We start from the raw sequence: 17988 nt of genomic DNA on the forward strand, positions 1-17988 counted from the left end.
AGGTAGAGTAGTCGATCATGTCACAGGAAATTGAGCTAAAGCTAACCATCAGTCAGGGGTCCATTGAGCAGTTACTAGGTCTTGATCTGCTCTCTCCTTATACGCCAGAGGCCTTCACTCTGGAAAACACTTATTATGATACTGCAGATCGACAGCTGACAGCTCATGGCGCTGCACTTCGAGTCCGCCAGACACCAATAGGCTTCGTACAAACACTGAAAACGAGGGGGCAGAACATTGGCGGTTTACATCGTCGTGAAGAGTGGGAGTATCCTGTTCCCGGTGCCAAGCTCAACCTGAGTCTTTTTCCCGATGGTGCCCTGCCTATAGTCGCCAATGAGAGCCAGTTGAAACCACTTTTTCAGACGAACTTTAACCGCACTTGCTGGTTAATTACCTATCAGCAATCCACCATTGAACTGGTATTGGATGTGGGTGACGTTATTACCGAGTTGGGGCAAGACCAGATTTCGGAATTAGAGCTGGAGTTGAAAGCTGGAAATCTCGATGATCTGTTCCAGTTGGCACAAACGATCAGTGAACAAGTCGCTATTATGCCATCCGACCTGTCTAAGGCTGAGCGCGGCTATCGGTTATGTCAGAACAATCAGGATGTGCAGGTAGAGTTGCCCGATCTGGTACCGCAGCAGAGCATGGAAAGTGCGTTCTGTGCGTTGTTTGGCTATGAGATGGAGCGACTGCAGCGTCATTGGCAGGTATTTTGGTCTACGCAACAATGGCGTCATTTGCAGGCATTTGTCACCACACTGGGCAATATGGAAGCTGAAATCGAGTGGTTTCAGGGTATGTTGCCAACATCTCAAATCCAATTCCTTCATGAACAAATCGATTGGATCAGCAGCGCTGTAAAACCAATCCTGAGTTGGTGGCCGGCTTGCTTTGCGCTGTCGCAAGACGCAGAACAGGAACCGCAAACAGTTGCGGTCAGCTTGCAGCAAAGCAAAGCCTTAAAAGCATTGCGGGCTTTACAGGCGTTGCGTGCCAATCCGGAATTGGGGCATCGAACCTTGTCGCTTACCGCATGGTTACACGGCCAGCAATGGCGTAATGGACAGTCCGATGATCATTTAAGGGTGGCGGAAATGCCAGTGACCGATGGCATCGATTATTGCTTCGACAAAGCTCTGAAAGATATTCAATCCGATTGTTTTGCCGGGTCTGCCAGCCACGCTTTATCTCAGTCACCCGCAGTGCATCGGTTACTGATGCTGTGCCAGTACTTTGATCGACTTTATGGTCAGCAAATGGGCACGTTACGCGCGCCATTAGAGGCGCTTAACGATAACCTGTCCAGGTTGTCCGCGATGGATGTGGTGGTCCGTTTGAAAGATTGGCTGAATCAGTTGCCAGTCGAACAGCAAGCCAGTGTTCATAGTTGGGCGCGTTCGCAGACGGTTCTTCTGCGGGATATTAAACAGCTCGCTAATAAACTGATCCGCAGCCGTGAACATCTTCAGGGAGGAGGCGTTTGAAGTTATTACCGGGCAAGCTGCGGGTCGACGATTTACTGGTAAATCTGGAAGCGGACAAGCGAATTACCGCGATTCAGCTTAAACAGGCACGTACCAAATCAGTTAACGTACAAAAGTCGGCAGTCGAACAGATTGCTAGTTTGGCGCTGGATGATGCGCTGCATGCCGGGAAAAAACTCACGAGTTCAGTCCTGACTCAGTGGCTTGCGCAGAATCTGGATATGACTTTCGTGCACATTGATCCGCTCAAGGTGGATGTTGAGTCAATCGCCAGTATCATGTCTTTTGAATACGCCAAACGCTACCACCTGTTGCCTTTGACCGTGACGGAATCAACTGTTCGTATTGCTACCAGTGAGCCTTTACTCACTGGCTGGGAAGACACCATAGAGCAGGTTACAAGACGCAAAATTGAAAAGGTACTCTCCACGCCCGAAGACATTGAGCGTTTTGGGTTGGAGTTCTACGCGCTCAACCGCTCTGTCAGTGGGGCAAAGGGCAACAGTTCGGGCTCGGGTATTGGTAACTTTGAGCAGTTGATCGAGTTGGGCAAAATGTCCAGCCCGGATGCGAACGATGAACACATCGTTAACATCGTAGATTGGTTGTTTCAGTACGCGTTCGAACAGCGTGCTAGCGATATTCACATTGAACCTCGACGTGACTATTCTCACATCCGGTTTCGCATCGATGGCCTGTTGCATACAGTTTATCAGATGCCCATTCAGGTTGGTTTAGCGGTCGTCAGCCGGATCAAAATTCTCGGACGAATGAATATTGCGGAGAAACGTAAGCCATTGGATGGACGCGTGAAGACCAAAACCCCGGACGGGCAAGAAATCGAATTGCGTTTGTCCACGCTGCCGACGGCATTCGGCGAAAAAATGGTCATGCGGATCTTCGACCCGGAAGTATTGTTGAAAAGCTTCGATCAGCTGGGGTTGGCAGATGAAGACCTGAACAACTGGAATGACATGATCCGGCAACCCAATGGGATTATTCTGGTGACCGGCCCCACTGGTTCGGGTAAAACCACCACACTGTACTCCACGCTTAAAAGTCTGGCGACACCAGAAGTGAACGTCTGCACGATCGAAGACCCTATTGAAATGGTGGAGCCTGCGTTCAACCAAATGCAAACTCAAGCCACTATCGGTCTGAATTTTGCCGATGGTGTCAAGGCTTTAATGCGACAGGATCCCGATATCATCATGATTGGTGAAATCCGGGATCTCGAAACTGCTCAGATGGCGATTCAGGCTGCGCTAACAGGTCATCTGGTCTTATCAACCGTTCACACCAACGACGCCCCGTCTGCGATAACCCGGCTGATGGATCTGGGCGTGCCCGGCTATTTGATTAAATCGACAGTTCTCGGTGTCATGGCACAGAGGCTTGTGCGTACCCTTTGCCCTCATTGTAAAACGGAAGCGGCGGTGGATGACTCAACCTGGCAACAGCTGGTCAAGCCTTGGTCTGCGCGTAAGCCTGCTAAAGTGTATCAGCCAGTAGGCTGCTTGGAATGTCGAAATACGGGTTTTCTCGGCCGCTCGGGGGTATATGAGAGTTTCGTCATGGACGACTCGTTGTCGGAATTAGTGAAAGACGGTTGTGACCCTCAAACATTGCGAAAAGAAGCTATTCGTAAAGGGATGCTCAGTTTGCGCCTATCCGGTGCCCGGAAAATAGCAGCGGGTCAGACCACTGCCGAAGAGGTGCTCAGAGTGACTCCCGACACCCGCTAACCGGCCAGCCCCAAAAAAAGCACGGTCTGCAATAGACAATTGCCCGCATTTCACTGGTGATTCGCTGTCGCAATTCATACAATGCCCATCTTGAATTTATTAACAACCCCGCTCGAAAGGGAGTACTCATGTCCGATATTAAAAAAGTTGTATTGGCTTATTCCGGTGGCCTGGATACCTCGGTTATCGCTAAGTGGATCGCTGAAACGTACAACTGTGAAGTGGTGACCTTTACGGCTGACTTGGGCCAGGGTGAAGAAGTTGAGCCCGCTCGAGCCAAAGCACAGGCATTGGGAATCAAAGAAATCTATATCGAAGACCTCCGTGAAGAATTTGTCCGAGATTATGTGTTTCCGATGTTTCGGGCGAATGCCATTTACGAAGGCGAATACTTGCTTGGTACGTCAATCGCTCGCCCGTTGATTGCCAAACGATTGATTGAAATTGCCAATGAAACCGGCGCGGATGCCATTTCACACGGTGCGACCGGCAAGGGCAACGATCAGGTCCGTTTTGAGTTGGGTGCCTATGCGCTAAAACCGGGTGTTAAAGTGATCGCTCCTTGGCGTGAATGGGATCTGACCTCGCGCGAGAAGCTGATGGCTTATTGTGAGGAACACAGTATTCCGGTTGATTTTAATAAGGCCGGGAAGAAATCACCGTACTCGATGGACGCCAACTTGCTGCACATTTCTTACGAAAGTGGCATTTTGGAAGATCCTTGGGCGGAAGCGGAAGAAGACATGTGGCGTTGGTCCGTTAGTCCTGAAGCCGCACCAGATCAACCGACCTATTTGGAACTGGAATACGTAAAAGGGGACATTGTTGCCATTGACGGTAAACCTATGTCACCAGCAGAAATATTGACATATCTGAACAAGGTTGGTGGTGACAATGGTATTGGTCGTCTGGATATTGTTGAAAACCGTTACGTGGGAATGAAGTCCCGTGGGTGTTACGAGACACCAGGGGGAACCATTATGATGCGAGCTCACCGCGCCATTGAGTCCATTACTCTGGACCGCGAAGTGGCTCACTTGAAAGACAGCCTGATGCCAAAATACGCTGAACTGATCTATAACGGCTACTGGTGGAGCCCTGAACGCCATATGCTGCAGGAGATGATCGATGCTTCCCAAGAACCTGTTAATGGGACTGTGCGTGTGAAACTGTATAAAGGCAATGTGATTGTGGTTGGTCGTAAATCGCCAGACAGCCTGTTTGACGAGAAAATTGCGACTATGGAAGAAGACGCAGGTGCCTATGATCAACATGACGCTGAGGGTTTCATTAAACTGAACGCTTTGAGATTAAAAATTGCAGCGGCAAAAGGACGCTCTCAACTCTAAGCCGGTTTTTTTAAGCCTGGATCTGCCAAAAAGCATCACCAAAATCGTGTGGTGCTTTTTTTTGTCTATACTTTGCAGGCGCACGCGCAAGCTGGCCTGGAGAGTCTATGCGTCATTTTATTCGGCACCCAACGGATATCCCGATCAATTACATTTTGCAGGACCACTATTACTGCATTCGAAATGCGATGCTTGACGTCAGTGCGGGTGGCTTGAGCTTCTCAACGGATCACTTTATTCCGCCGGGGGAAGTGATACATGTGAATATATATGTTCAGGATCCCAGTTTCGAAGCGGATTGCGAAGTGAAATGGTGTCGCCGTGTTGAGTCGTCTTACCATGTTGGGGTACGTTTCAAGGATTCTGCAGAGGCTTTCAGCTTCCGTATGGTTGAGCAGGTCTGTCACATAGAGCACTATAAGCGAAAAGTGATGTCGGAAGAAGGACGTAGCCTTTCCGGCGAAGAAGCCGCCATGGAGTGGATCGAAAAATACGCTCGGGAATTTCCACGCTGATTCCTTTATTATCCTGAGCTCATTTACTTGATTTGTGATGCTCCGTGGATTCTCTGTTTTTTATTGCCTCAAAAATACTCCGGCCATTTCTGACTCCCAGCACTTGGTTACTGATTCTCCCTTTATTGGCATGGCTGTGTAGCCGACTGAACTGGACTAGGATCTCGAGACTCTTATGGGTTCTTGCATTGTCTTGTATGGTATTAATCGGTTTTTATCCTGTCGGGCAATGGCTGGTGAGGCCGTTGGAGAACTTTACAACTTTACCAAAAACTGAGACCGTTCCAGATGGAATTATCGTTTTAGGCGGTGCTTGGCTAACCGACCAGGTCGCATATTGGCAGCATTGGGAGTTAAATCAGGCCGCCGAGAGGGAGCTTGCTTTCATGGTTCTGGCTCGCCGCTATCCAGACGCCAAATTGGTTTTTACCGGCGGCAGCGGCAAGTTGCTGAGCCCCGAACTCAGCGAAGCTTCAATCGCTCGCCAACTGTATCAGGATATGGGTTTGAATCTGGACAGGATTTCCTTTGAAAATCGTAGTCGGAATACTTATGAAAACGGCGTTTACACTCGCGAATTGATGCAACCGAAACCGTCTGAGACCTGGTGGCTGATCACCAGTGCTTATCACATGCCAAGGTCGCTCGGCGTTTTCTGTCAGTTGGGCTGGTCCGTTGAACCGTACCCAGTCGACCATTTTACAGCCAGTTTGAGTTGGGTGCCCAAATGGTCTTTGTCAGACCACTTATGGGAGTTGGACCGCGTGACACAGGAATGGATTGGTCTGCTGGTTTACCGATTAACCGGCAAAACAAGCGCTTTGTTTCCCTCAGATTGTGCAAGTATTACCGAGTTTGGTGATGATTGAGTCAGGAGATCGTTAACTTCGGCTTCGCCATTTACGTAGAGAGTCGATCAGGTTTTGCAGTTTGATTGGCTTGATTAGAATGTCATTCATCCCAGCTTCATAACAGGCAATCTGGTCTTTTTCACTGGCGTTTGCGGTAAAGGCGATGATGGGTTTGTTAAAGCCGGACTCCCTTAATTGCTGTGAAGCAGTGAGCCCATCAACTTCGGGCATTTGTACATCCATAATCACCAGGTCGACCCCATCTCTTTCGGTAAAGTTCACGGCATCATGAGCGTTGTTGAATGCTGTGACTTTAGTCTCCAAGCGCTTAAGCATGGCATTTATTACTTTGAGGTTAACCGCATTGTCATCGACAACCATGACGTGTAAGTCAGGAAAAGTCAGGTCTTGAGAACCAACTTCCGTTTGCGTGTTGATGGCTTGAGTTTCGTTAGCGATGGTGAGTGGTACCGTGAACCAGAATTCAGAGCCTTGACCGGGCTGGCTTGCCGCAGACATCTCACCTCCCATTAATTCCACAATCCTTGATGCTATTCTTAGCCCCAGTCCAGTACCTCCATATTTTCTGGAGATGGAAGAGTCTGCCTGTGTGAACGCTGAGAACATAGAGCTGAGATTTTCTGGGTCGATGCCGATACCGCTGTCTTGAACTGAAAATCTCAGGTATTGGCCGTTATCAATAGTGGTCAGTTTGAAGGTTACGGTGCCAGCATCCGTGAACTTGAAGGCGTTACTGAGTAAATTGGCGATTACCTGTTCCATGCGGCGCTCATCGCCGTAGATGAACAGTGGAACATTGTCATCAATGATCAGTTTGAATTCTGCTTTAGAATTCACGGTAAAGCTGCTGCCATAAATGCTGCAGATTTGGGTGACCATATCCCGTAGATTAAATGCTCGTTTTTCAATAAGCAGCATGTCTGCGTTTAACTTAGCTAAATCCAGGATGTCGTTAATCAGAAAAAGCAGAAATGCGGAGGAATGACGGATGATTTCAATATGATCCTTGCCTTCTGCACTGATGTGTTGACCGCTCAGCAGGTCGACTGATCCTTGAATGGCATTCAAAGGCGTTCGTAGTTCATGCGATATGTTTGCAAGAAACCGTTCTTTGGTTTTCACGGCATTGTCCGCAATTGCCAAAGCCTCTTGAGTGGCAATCAGGTTGGCTGACTTTTCTTTGTAAACGACGCTGAGCTGATAACTCAAAACCAGCGACAACAATACGACCTCCATGGCGACGGCAAACAGTCCGAGGTGCTCAATAAACAGAGTGCTGTTTGGTAGCGACTGCAGCGCGATCGACATGAGACCGGGAATCAGAAAAGCGACATTAGCGATCAGGTAGTATCGTGCCGTTTTCTGCCCTTTAAATGCCATGATAATACCGCTAGTGATGCCAAAAAGACCGAATACCGCAACGCCGTAGCGCGCGAACTCCAGACTCATATTGGGCACAAAGGGCACGATTAGCCAGAAACTGACGAGAATGATCATAGCGGCTAGGCCAGCGAAATGCAGCTTGGGCGCCCGTTTTTTGGTGATGCCCAGCAACGCCATGACAAATGCGATATAGGCGATGTTGGAGGCCATGATTGGAAAGCCAATGCTGTAAAAAACCGGCAAACCGAAGACATCACTGAACACATTAAGTGCCGTACTGTTGTAGATTAGGTTGCCCAAAATAAAAATAGCGTATAGGTAGTCAGTAGGTTGGCGCCGGGTGATACCCAGTACAAAATAGTAAACACCTAAAGCCAAAAAGACGCCCAAACCCAGCGTCGTGATGGCATTGCCCAACTTGATGGACTGAATGTAATCCAGACGCTGATAAACTTTAGGCCGCGGTTGTGCCAGTAAAAAGGGTGTGTCTATTCGGGTATATACCCGGTATTGACCCGCTTGCAGGTCAAGATCGCGACCATGGCGTAAAAAATAGGGGTTAATACTCTTGCTTTGTATGCCGCCGTCGACCTGAGCGACAATGGAGTTGTCAGAAGCCACAATGTAATGGGTGAACAGACCTACAACTGAGGTACTTTGAAAATCAATGACATACTGATCCGTGCCATTGGCGGAAAGTGGCATGTAGTGCCAGAACTCCCCGCCAGTCAGGGGCAGTGTTTGCTCCGCAGCTTGTAAGTTACCTACGGGCGTAGCGATTAACTGTTCGATGGTTCGATCCGACAAATCCAGCCACATCCCCGAGTTTTCAGTGGCGAGAGAAAACGGTGCAAATAGAAAGCTGAGTAAACAGTAAACGGCTAAACGGCGTGTCGATAAAGCAAACTTACTTTTCAAAGTCTTCGGCATTGATGAACCGTTATTAAATTGATGATATGAATACTGAGGCTAATCGTGCGCGTCAGTTATGTCAATTAAACGGTTTGTAGAATAAAACCAACGCATTTGATTCAATGCGTTGGTTAAACTGAGATCAGAAATTAGCCAAAGGGGGGACGCCGGGTAACATGCCGACAGCGGCCATGGCGATTCCAGAAATAATGAAGGCAGCACCGGGAATAATGATGCGATCAGCAACAGACAATCGCTCGGCTCGTTCCTTATCCCCAATAAGCCCGTTATTGTCCAGTAGCATCGAAATTGCCCATCCAAATACAGGATTCACAACAGCAGATGCAAAAATGGTGATACCCGCGGATTGGGTATCCTTGGTTTCCTTGACCATCTGCATACCTGCCTCCAATAAAGGTAAGAAGACTCCGACCAGCAGAGCAATACTCATGACCGGTCGCCAAACGGCGATATCCATTGGATAACCGGAAACAGCAACGATGATGCAAAGAACCCCAAGCAGGATGCCGCCCGCAGGGATGGGGCGCTTGGCAATGGCCGCAGGAATCATGTAGGTACCCCATGATGACGTGACATTACCACCGCCCATCGCCGTACCCACAATCTGACGCAGTGAACAGCCGGTCATGGTATCGTCCACGTCCATCAATGTATCTTTAGCCGAGGGCGGATAGTTCAGTTCCTGAAAAATACGGTGGCCGAGAAAATCTGGCGACCACATGGCAACCGCCAATAATGCAAATGGCAATGATGCGATGAAGTGCTGTAAGTTGGGCAGGCCGAGCTTCCAACCCGTTTCCGTCGATCCCCACCAATAAGCAGGATTGAGATTGGGTAGTCCCGGAGCTGTTTCAAACGCAAATGGAGCCCCTAAAGCCAGCGCCAGTCCAACCGCAACCGCTGAACATAGCGGAATCGCCAACCAGCGCTTGCCGATCTTAGCCAAATAGGCGTAGATAAAGATGTTTGCCAGGAGAACGACAAATCCGACGTAAGCCACACCAACATCACTGGACCAGCCGATCAACGCATTTATCTGAGATAGAGAGCCGGAAAGGCCCAGAAATACCAGCAGTCCCCCTGCAACGCCGTCGCCGGTGAGCGTGACGAGTCGCGAACCTCCTTTGGTAATGCTCAAGATCAGGCCGAAGGTTCCCAGCAAAATAGCCAATGCCAGAGGATGGGCCCCCGATGCTGCGATCATACCAATTAATGGAATCATTGGACCGTGGTTGCCCGCCAAGTTTGCCCGCGGATTGAGAAAACCAGATGTGATAATGCAAAACAACAGTGCTGACACCAGCATCTCTACGCGGACATTTTCAATAATAAAATCTGCATCCAGACCAAAACCTGCCGCCCAAGAGGACATGACCGCTGAATACATAACGGTAATGCCAATAGTGCCCGCCAAGGCTGGTACCAGGTCTTCCCACTCAAAGCGGAAATCTCGCCCAGGAAGGTTCAATCGCCAGCGGCGCGGCTTCATGATCGTTAATTCGTGATCGAGATAGTCGCTACGTGACTTAAAGTCTCTTGCCGGTCTATGCGCTCTGGCATAACTGTCCGCTTCTTTTGACGACATTTCTGGTACAGAGGCCTGGTTCAGTTGTTCTGACATGCAGTAAACCTTCTCAAATAGGAAAATTGGGGGCGGGAAAAGAGTGCGTGAAAGAAATTTCTACAGGCCCTTAATCCGATGGTGAGAAATGTAGTTTTATTTCATTTTGATGTTTTGATTTCGATCAAATTTATACGGAAAAATGCGCTTTTCCGGACGAATCAGGGTGGCGCATTATTGCCGAATTGGCTAGTTGATAGCGGTTTTTGGGTGAATTGATTGAAATTTAACAACAAATTTAACTTGGTTCGACGATGTAAACGAATCTGTTGTAACTTTAACAACAATATCCGGTTTATTAATCGTTGATACGGGTCAAGTTCGTAATATTCCTACGAGTTAATCTAGCCGCAATAAATTCATGATAGGAGATTCGAAATGAAGAACCGTTGGCTTATTGCGGCATCTGCCGTTGGGGTGCACGCCTCAATTGGTTCGGTCTATGCTTTCAGTGTGTTCAAAAAACCTCTTGCAGAGCTCATCCCAAGCGCCTCGGATAACGAGATCGCATGGACGTTCAGCTTCGCTATTTTTTTCTTAGGCATGGCTGCTGCGATCATGGGGCATTTCGTAGAGCGACACGGTCCGCGTAAAGCGGGGATGTTGGCGGCGAGCTTCTTTGGTGGTGGTCTTTTGGTTGCTGGCTTAGGTGCCTGGATGCAAAACCTCTACGTTATCTGGCTGGGCTATGGTGTTCTGGGTGGTATCGGCTTAGGTATCGGCTATATCACACCGGTCTCTACGCTGGTGAAATGGTTCCCTGACCATCGTGGTTTTGCAACCGGTTTAGCGATCATGGGCTTTGGTTTTGGTGCCATGATTGGCGGTCCTCTGTTCAACTTCATTATCGATTCTTTTACTGTCGCCGGTAATGGCATCGCTTACACATGGCTCATCATGGGAGTGGCTTACTTATTGATAATGTTTGCTTCTGCTTCTTACTTAGAGCGTCCTCCTGAAGGTTGGATGCCAGAAGGCATGAAGGCGGCTGTTGCAGCTGGTGAGAAGAAAATTGCTAGGGACTTATCTCAGCTTACTGCTAATGAAGCCGTTAAAACAGGTCCTTTCTATGGTCTATGGGTCATGATGTTCATTAACATTTCATGTGGTATCGGTGTGATCTACTCAGCGTCTCCACTGGCTCAGGAAACTATTGGATTGAGCGCGGTCGAGGCTGCTGCTGTTGTTGGCTTGATGTCATTGTTTAATGGTCTAGGTCGTATCACTTGGGCGTCGGCTTCGGACTATCTGGGCCGTGGTTACACCTACATGACGTTCTTCCTGATCCAAATTGTCGCTTTCATAGTGCTGCCAAACATTACAAGCGTAATTCTTTTCCAGGTCGTGTTGTATCTCATCCTGACGACTTATGGTGGCGGGTTCGCAACGCTTCCAGCTTTCATTGGCGATTTGTTTGGTACAAAAGAACTGGGTGCGATTCATGGCTACGTTCTGACTGCTTGGGCACTGGCTGGCGTCGCTGGCCCACAGATAAACGCCTATTTGCGCACTCTGACGGGTTCTTATGAGATGACAATGTATGTGTTCTCTGGTGCTTTTGTTGTTGCGTTACTGACTTCTTTCGCCATGATTGCTTACATAAAGCGTGCACGCGCAAAGGTTGATGCAGAAGAAGAGGCTCAATTGACTGCTGTCTGATTACATCACAAGTCAACACGTAGTGGCGGCACCCTTAGGTGCCGTTTTTTGCTTTCTGGGTAAAATAAAAAAAGTGCGTCAGTCCTAAAATTGCATCCTCAGGATAGGACAATCCTATGCGTCGACTCTCAATGAGTTGAACTTCTCCAAACTCTCATAGTCATAATTCAGCGCCTTCAATAGGCAATCTTAAAATTCTGATCCTGGGAGTGGATTCTTAGTTAACCTGCTCTCAACCTGACATGGCGGTGAATATGTTCTGGGTAAAAACAATGCTTATGGTTTGGTTCTCGGCGCTCGGGGCAGCTTACGCCGAGCCAAAGGCACTGGTAAACGTCAATGCAGCTGGTGTCTTTTTGGACGGCTACGATGTTGTCTCTTATTTTGTGGATGACAAAGCCATGCGCGGCTCAGATCAGTTTCAATATGAGTGGCAAGGCACACTTTTCTACTTTCGCACTCAGTCAAATTTAGCCATGTTTGTATCCGAGCCAGAGCGATACATACCGCAATTCAATGGGCATTGCGCCAATGGACTCAGTGATGGGCATCTGGTTCGGGCGAATCCGGAAATATTCCGCATTATTGACGGCAAACTGTACCTGTTTTTTTCCTGGTGGGGTAAGGCGCAATGGAAATTTGATCAAAAAGAGCAGATTGAACTGGCCAATAAATTCTGGCTGGAGTTTAGCCAACAACCAGCAGAGCGTTAACCAAGCAATGAGCGGTTGAAAGTCAGTGTCGCAATTATGGAAACAGTGTTCGGTTCAATGTTAGGACAATTCTCTGAGATGCGGCTCGGCCATGATCAGGCGTGCTGACCATTGGCATACTTGGCCAGTAAAGCGTTAAAAGGGTAAGACTAAAGTAGGGTATAGCTGCTCTTTACCTTAAATTGACACTTAATTAGGGGTTGAAAAAGACTCGCTGGCCAAGATTCGCATTACCACTGTGCATCGAAATTCAGCTAATCTTGGTTGTGCACTATTGCTGTTCAATATTGTTGACCCTGAAGATTGGATTTAAAAATCAGGGGGTTCGATTTTGAATATAAGCGTGCTAGTCTGGCTAGGCTTAAACACGAAGGTGCGATGGTATTCATAGCATCAGTAGGAAGCAGATAATAAAAAATGCAGGAGACTCAAATGATTAAGAAAGTAGTCCTATCGACACTGGGTGTCGCTCTAACATCCTCACTTCTGGTTGGTAACGCTCAAGCGGGCGAAGTACTGGACCGTGTAAAAGAAAAAGGTTTTGTTCAGTGTGGTGTAAGCCAGGGTTTACCTGGATTTTCGAGCACGGACGAAAAAGGTAACTGGTCTGGTTTGGATGTTGACTATTGCCGTGCGGTAGCCGCAGCCATTTTCGGAGATGCAACTAAAGTAAAATATTCACCGCTGTCAGCGTCAGAGCGTTTTACAGCGTTGCAATCTGGTGAAATTGATCTGTTGTCACGTAACACAACATGGACGCAAACTCGCGATACTTCTTTGGGTATCAACTTTGCTGGCGTCACGTACTATGACGGTCAAGGTTTCATGGTTCGTAAAGATCTGGGGATTACCAGTGCATTAGAACTGGACGGTGCCTCTGTTTGTACTAACCAAGGTACAACAACTGAACTGAACATGGCGGACTACTTCCGTGCCAATGGCATGAGTTACGAGCCAGTTGTCTTCGTAAAAGCAGACGAAGTTGTAGCAGCTTACGACTCAGGTCGTTGTGATGTATACACCACCGACGCTTCTGGTTTAGCAGCTCAACGTACTAAACTGAAAGAACCTAACGCGCACATGGTATTGCCTGAAATCATTTCAAAAGAGCCATTAGGCCCTGCCGTAATTCATGGTGATGATCAGTTCTTCGACATCGTAAAATGGGTTATTAATGCGACTGTAGAAGCAGAAGAAATGGGTCTGACTTCAGACAACATTGCCAAATTGTTGATCGATTCCAACAACCCAACTCCAGCACAACAGCGTTTTGTTGGTACAGAAGGTTCACTGGGTGAAAACTTGGGTATCGATGCCAAATGGGCTTATAACGTGATTCGTCAAGTGGGTAACTATGGCGAAATCTGGCAGCGTAACGTGGCACCTTTAGAATTGCCACGTGGTGTGAATAACCTTTGGAACAATGGCGGTATCATGTACGCGCCACCATTGCGTTAATTTTAGCCATCAAATAAGAAGGTCGCCTCATCAGCAGGCGACCTTCTGCTTAATAAAATAAAAAATATAAAAGCGTGTGAGCGCGATCACTGATATTTATTGACTTGATTCCACAGTCACTAATCTTTTTTTGGAGACCTTACTGTGAGCGAACAGAAGCTTATTAACGCTCCAGCTAAACCCCCTTTCTGGCGAGACCCTGAAAAACGAGCTTTGGTTTTTCAAGCAATCTTCCTAGCGTTTGTCCTATTTATTGGTTACTCCCTGGTTCGAAATACCATGGCCAACCTTGAAGCTCAGGGCATCGCATCCGGGTTTGGTTTTTTATCGACTAATACAGGTTTTGCAATCGCAGAATCGCTCATCGAATACGACGAAAGTTCGACTTATCTGCAGTCTTTCTTTGTTGGTTTATCGAATACCATTTTGGTATCCGTTATCGGTATTTTCTTTGCCACTATTCTCGGATTTATTATGGGTATTGCCCGTTTATCCAAGAATTGGTTGGTTTCGCGACTTGCTGCGATCTATGTAGACACACTGCGAAACATTCCTCTGTTGCTGCAGATTTTTTTCTGGTACTTCGCGGTTCTGAGGCAGTTGCCGAATCCAAAACAGGCTTATGAATATTTTGGGGTGGTTTTCCTGTCAATTCGCGGTTTATTTGGACCGAAACCAATTTACGAAGATGGTTTTGGTTGGATCGTCGCAGCGGTCATATTGTCAATCGTCGCGATTTTTGTGCTGTACCGTTGGGCGAAAAAGCGTCAGGAAGATACCGGTGAGCGTTTCCCCGTGTTATGGACCTCTATTGCGTTGATCATCGGGCTGCCTTTGCTGGCGACGGTAATAACTGGATTCCCATTGAGCTGGGAAATCCCAGAGCTCAAAGGCTTTAACTTCCGCGGTGGTCTGGTGTTAACGCCAGAATTCTCAGCATTGGTATTTGCACTGTCTATTTATACCTCATCTTTTATTGCAGAGATTGTTCGTTCCGGCATCCTGTCAGTTGATAAAGGACAGACGGAAGCGGCGTACTCGCTGGGCTTGAAACCCTCTTGGACAACACGTTTGGTGATCGTACCGCAAGCTTTGCGCGTTATTATTCCGCCATTGACCTCACAGTATCTGAACTTGACCAAGAACTCGTCTTTGGCTGCGGCAATTGCCTATCCGGATTTGGTCGCTGTGTTCGCAGGTACAGCACTGAATCAGGTGGGTCAGGCCGTTGAGATTATGGGCATGACGCTGGCTGTGTATTTATTCTTGAGCTTGTTTATATCGTTCATTATGAATTGGTATAACAGCAAAATGGCCTTAATTGAGCGATAGGTGATTCTATGACTGAACAAAAATATCCTATTGGCCAATACCCGAATCTGCCACCGCCAAAGAATTCTGTCGGTGTGGTGGCTTGGCTTCGGGACAGTCTGTTTAGTAATTGGTTCAATACGTTACTGACCATACTAGCCATCTATATTGTGATCAAAACCATTCCAGGCCTGCTGGATTGGGCATTCTTCTCTGCCGACTGGGTTGGCACATCACGGGATGATTGCTCAAGAGAAGGAGCGTGCTGGGTTTTCATTAATGTGTGGTTCGATCAGCTGATGTACGGGCGTTTTCCGGAAGATCAGGTTTGGCGGATTCAGGCGTCTTACATCATTGCAATTGCAGCGGCCATACCGCTGTTTATTCCAGCGGTGTCACGCAAAATTAAAACAGCATTGGCACTGTTCTTACTGGTGTTATTTCCGATCATTTGTTTCTACCTCTACTATGGCGGCAGTTTTGGTCTGGAAGTTGTTGAAACGACGTTGTGGGGTGGTCTGTTTTTAACTCTGGTTATTGCGGTTACCGGTATCGTCATGTCCTTGCCGTTGGGTATTTTGTTGGCACTGGGTCGACGCTCCAACATGCCCGTGGTTAAATCGGTTTGCATCGTGTTTATCGAGTTCTGGCGTGGGATTCCTCTGATTACCGTGCTGTTTATGGCCTCGGTGATGTTCCCTCTGTTCGTTCCTGAAGAGTTAAGCCCGGATAAGCTGATTCGAGCCCTCATTGGTGTGACCTTATTTTCGTCTGCCTACATGGCCGAAGTTGTTCGCGGAGGTTTGCAGGCCATTCCGAAAGGTCAATATGAAGCGGCTGCTGCGTTGGGATTGAATTATTGGAAAAGCATGCTGCTGATCATCTTGCCACAGGCATTGAAAATGGTGATTCCAGGCATTGTGAATACCTTTATTGGGCTGTTTAAAGATACCACGCTGGTGTTGATTATCGGGTTGTTCGACTTGTTGGGCATGGCTCAGCTGGCAGCAACTAACCCGAATTGGCTGGGATTCTCGATAGAAGGCTATGTCTTCGCTGCACTCGGTTTCTTTGTGTTTTGTTTTACCATGAGCCGATATTCTCAGAGTTTAGAGCGCCGTTTGAACACCGGCCATCGAAATTAAGGAAGTTTTTATGAGTGAAAATAGCCAACGCGAATTGTCAGAAGAAGTGGTTATTCAACTGAAGCAGATGCACAAGTGGTACGGTGAATTCCACGTGCTGAAAGACATCAACCTGGAGGTAAAAAAGGGCGAACGCATTGTCGTTTGTGGTCCTTCTGGTTCAGGTAAGTCCACGATGATTCGTTGTATCAATCGGTTGGAAGAGCATCAGCAGGGGCAGATCATTGTGAATGGCATTGAACTGACTTCAGATGTTAAAAACATCGAGGAAGTTCGACGCGAAGTCGGTATGTGTTTTCAGCACTTTAACCTGTTTCCGCATTTGACGATTCTGGAAAACCTAACATTGGCTCCGATGTGGGTACGGAAAATCCCGAAAGCCGAAGCTGAAGCGACTGCGATGCATTACCTGGAGCGAGTGAAGATTCCAGACCAGGCTAACAAGTACCCAGGCCAGTTGTCTGGTGGTCAGCAGCAGCGTGTGGCTATTGCGCGGTCATTGTGCATGAAGCCCAAAATCATGCTGTTTGACGAACCGACTTCGGCACTGGATCCGGAAATGATCGCGGAAGTTCTGGATGTTATGGTCACACTAGCGGAAGAGGGTATGACCATGATTTGCGTGACCCATGAAATGGGTTTTGCGCGTAAGGTAGCCGACCGAGTGATCTTTATGGATGCCGGTCAGGTCATCGAAGAAAATAACCCACATGATTTCTTCGAAAAGCCTGAGAATGAGCGAACTAAGTTGTTCTTAAGCCAGATCCTTGGGCATTAAGATCTACGAAAATGAAGGAGCCCAGTACTTGCTGGGCTTTTTTTTGATCGGTTACATCACAAGACGTTAGCGAGACCACCGGCGTTGGTAACCTTTGTATAGCCTGCTCGTTCTAACAGTGTTTTCGCAACACCGGCGCGACCACCTGAGGCGCAATACAGGGTGATTTCCTCATTCGTTTTCATCTTGCATCCTTTGCTTAGTTTTATCGCCAGTTGATCGACTGGAATATTGACGGCGCCGGGTGCATGGCCCATGTGGAATTCGGCAGGGCTGCGAACATCGACTAAGTGCTGCATTGGTAGTCTCCAAGAAAAGTAAGGGTTAGGTGTATATTAGTTAAGCCTAATTTATATGCAACAGCTTATTATGAACCGCAATGTCCCATATTTGAGACAATATTCGGTTACCGTACCAAAGCGGATTCAACCTCATCACGTTTCTGGATGTCGAACAGCTGTTCAACCAGGAAAAGTGCGAAATCAAGTGCGACACCCGGCCCTCGCCCAGTGATGATATGGCCATCCATTTCAATCGCGTTACCGGTATTGGTCCAACTGCCTTCGTAATCCGCCAGTGCCTGGGGGTAGCTGGTGATGGTTCTGTTATTCAAAATGCCTGCAGCGACCAGTGCACGGGGAGCAGCGCAGATCGCAGCGATTGGTTTACTCAGTCCATCCTGATTTTTAATGAGTTGTTGCAAGTTCGGATCGGACGCCAGATGGTCAGCGCCGGGCAGACCGCCGGGCAATACAATTAAGTCAAAACTATCTTCCTCAAGATCGCCCAGCAACGTGTCTGGAACCAGTGTAGCGCCTCGGCTGGCCTTGACCGGACCGCCGAGAAGCCCTGCGGTAATCACTTTTGCTCCAGCGCGGGTCAGAATGTCCGTGATTGTAATTGCTTCCATTTCTTCACACCCATCGGCCAGGGGTACTAATACGGTTTTCATTGTTGCGCTCCTTCTGCATTTGGTTCTCTTTGTATTGTCGCTGCTGTACTTGCCATGCGTT

At 48.0% G+C, this 17988-nt stretch carries 15 protein-coding genes; 11 read left to right on the forward strand and 4 right to left on the reverse strand.

All coding sequences use genetic code 11. From position 1 onward, the window contains the following. The first annotated feature begins 17 nt into the window (after positions 1 to 17). The 5 genes from IYN85_RS16225 to IYN85_RS16245 all read left to right on the forward strand — a co-directional run bounded on the left by IYN85_RS16225 (position 18) and on the right by IYN85_RS16245 (position 5971). The gene (locus IYN85_RS16225) at positions 18 to 1493 is read left to right on the forward strand and encodes an inorganic triphosphatase (RefSeq protein ID WP_196159968.1); all 1476 of its coding nucleotides are present in this window, start codon (positions 18 to 20) and stop codon (positions 1491 to 1493) included. Then, positions 1490 to 3238, forward strand: a complete 1749-nt coding sequence (locus IYN85_RS16230) for a GspE/PulE family protein (protein WP_196159969.1) — start codon at positions 1490 to 1492, stop codon at positions 3236 to 3238. The genes IYN85_RS16225 and IYN85_RS16230 overlap by 4 nt, the downstream gene beginning before the upstream one ends. A 128-nt stretch (positions 3239 to 3366) precedes the next feature. Further along, positions 3367 to 4587 (forward strand): argininosuccinate synthase, encoded by a 1221-nt coding sequence (locus IYN85_RS16235; protein WP_196159970.1) that lies wholly within the window; start codon positions 3367 to 3369, stop codon positions 4585 to 4587. 107 nt (positions 4588 to 4694) lie between these two features. Beyond that, a complete protein-coding gene (locus tag IYN85_RS16240; RefSeq protein ID WP_196159971.1) occupies positions 4695 to 5102 on the forward strand; it encodes a PilZ domain-containing protein in 408 nt (135 codons plus the stop codon). A gap of 197 nt (positions 5103 to 5299) precedes the next feature. Next, on the forward strand, positions 5300 to 5971 hold the full coding sequence (locus IYN85_RS16245; protein WP_230390820.1) for a YdcF family protein: 672 nt from the start codon (positions 5300 to 5302) through the stop codon (positions 5969 to 5971). Between the two features lie 12 nt (positions 5972 to 5983). On the opposite strand, the gene IYN85_RS16250 is transcribed toward IYN85_RS16245, so the two are convergent. Together IYN85_RS16250 and IYN85_RS16255 are read right to left on the reverse strand one after the other, a co-directional pair. Then, positions 5984 to 8287, reverse strand: a complete 2304-nt coding sequence (locus IYN85_RS16250; protein ID WP_196159973.1) for an ATP-binding protein — start codon at positions 8285 to 8287, stop codon at positions 5984 to 5986. Positions 8288 to 8411: 124 nt separating this feature from the next. Beyond that, positions 8412 to 9911 (reverse strand): DUF3360 family protein, encoded by a 1500-nt coding sequence (locus tag IYN85_RS16255; protein WP_230390793.1) that lies wholly within the window; start codon positions 9909 to 9911, stop codon positions 8412 to 8414. Between the two features lie 378 nt (positions 9912 to 10289). On the opposite strand from IYN85_RS16255, the gene IYN85_RS16260 reads away from it, so the two are divergent. From IYN85_RS16260 to IYN85_RS16285, 6 genes are all read left to right on the forward strand, one after another. Further along, positions 10290 to 11570, forward strand: coding sequence for an OFA family MFS transporter (locus IYN85_RS16260; RefSeq protein WP_196159974.1), 1281 nt, complete (start codon positions 10290 to 10292; stop codon positions 11568 to 11570). Between the two features lie 254 nt (positions 11571 to 11824). Then, positions 11825 to 12283, forward strand: a complete 459-nt coding sequence (locus tag IYN85_RS16265) for a YHS domain-containing (seleno)protein (RefSeq protein ID WP_196159975.1) — start codon at positions 11825 to 11827, stop codon at positions 12281 to 12283. A gap of 432 nt (positions 12284 to 12715) precedes the next feature. Next, the gene (locus IYN85_RS16270) at positions 12716 to 13741 is read left to right on the forward strand and encodes an amino acid ABC transporter substrate-binding protein (RefSeq protein WP_230390794.1); all 1026 of its coding nucleotides are present in this window, start codon (positions 12716 to 12718) and stop codon (positions 13739 to 13741) included. Positions 13742 to 13885: 144 nt separating this feature from the next. After that, complete coding sequence (locus IYN85_RS16275; protein WP_370592218.1) at positions 13886 to 15073, forward strand: amino acid ABC transporter permease; 1188 nt, start codon at positions 13886 to 13888, stop codon at positions 15071 to 15073. 8 nt (positions 15074 to 15081) lie between these two features. Continuing rightward, on the forward strand, positions 15082 to 16197 hold the full coding sequence (locus tag IYN85_RS16280; protein WP_196159977.1) for an amino acid ABC transporter permease: 1116 nt from the start codon (positions 15082 to 15084) through the stop codon (positions 16195 to 16197). A gap of 10 nt (positions 16198 to 16207) precedes the next feature. Then, positions 16208 to 16975, forward strand: coding sequence for an amino acid ABC transporter ATP-binding protein (locus IYN85_RS16285; protein ID WP_196159978.1), 768 nt, complete (start codon positions 16208 to 16210; stop codon positions 16973 to 16975). A gap of 56 nt (positions 16976 to 17031) precedes the next feature. Here IYN85_RS16285 and IYN85_RS16290 read toward each other — a convergent pair whose 3' ends face one another. Both IYN85_RS16290 and IYN85_RS16295 read right to left on the reverse strand, forming a co-directional pair. Next, positions 17032 to 17274 carry a rhodanese-like domain-containing protein gene (locus IYN85_RS16290; RefSeq protein WP_196159979.1) on the reverse strand — a complete coding sequence of 81 codons (243 nt, stop codon included), beginning with the start codon at positions 17272 to 17274 and terminating at the stop codon, positions 17032 to 17034. Between the two features lie 107 nt (positions 17275 to 17381). Further along, the gene (locus IYN85_RS16295; RefSeq protein WP_196159980.1) at positions 17382 to 17927 is read right to left on the reverse strand and encodes a DJ-1 family glyoxalase III; all 546 of its coding nucleotides are present in this window, start codon (positions 17925 to 17927) and stop codon (positions 17382 to 17384) included. Between the last annotated feature and the right edge of the window lie 61 nt (positions 17928 to 17988).

The sequence above is a fragment of the Reinekea sp. G2M2-21 genome, from assembly GCF_015687175.1.
Taxonomy (GTDB): Bacteria; Pseudomonadota; Gammaproteobacteria; order Pseudomonadales; family Natronospirillaceae; genus Reinekea.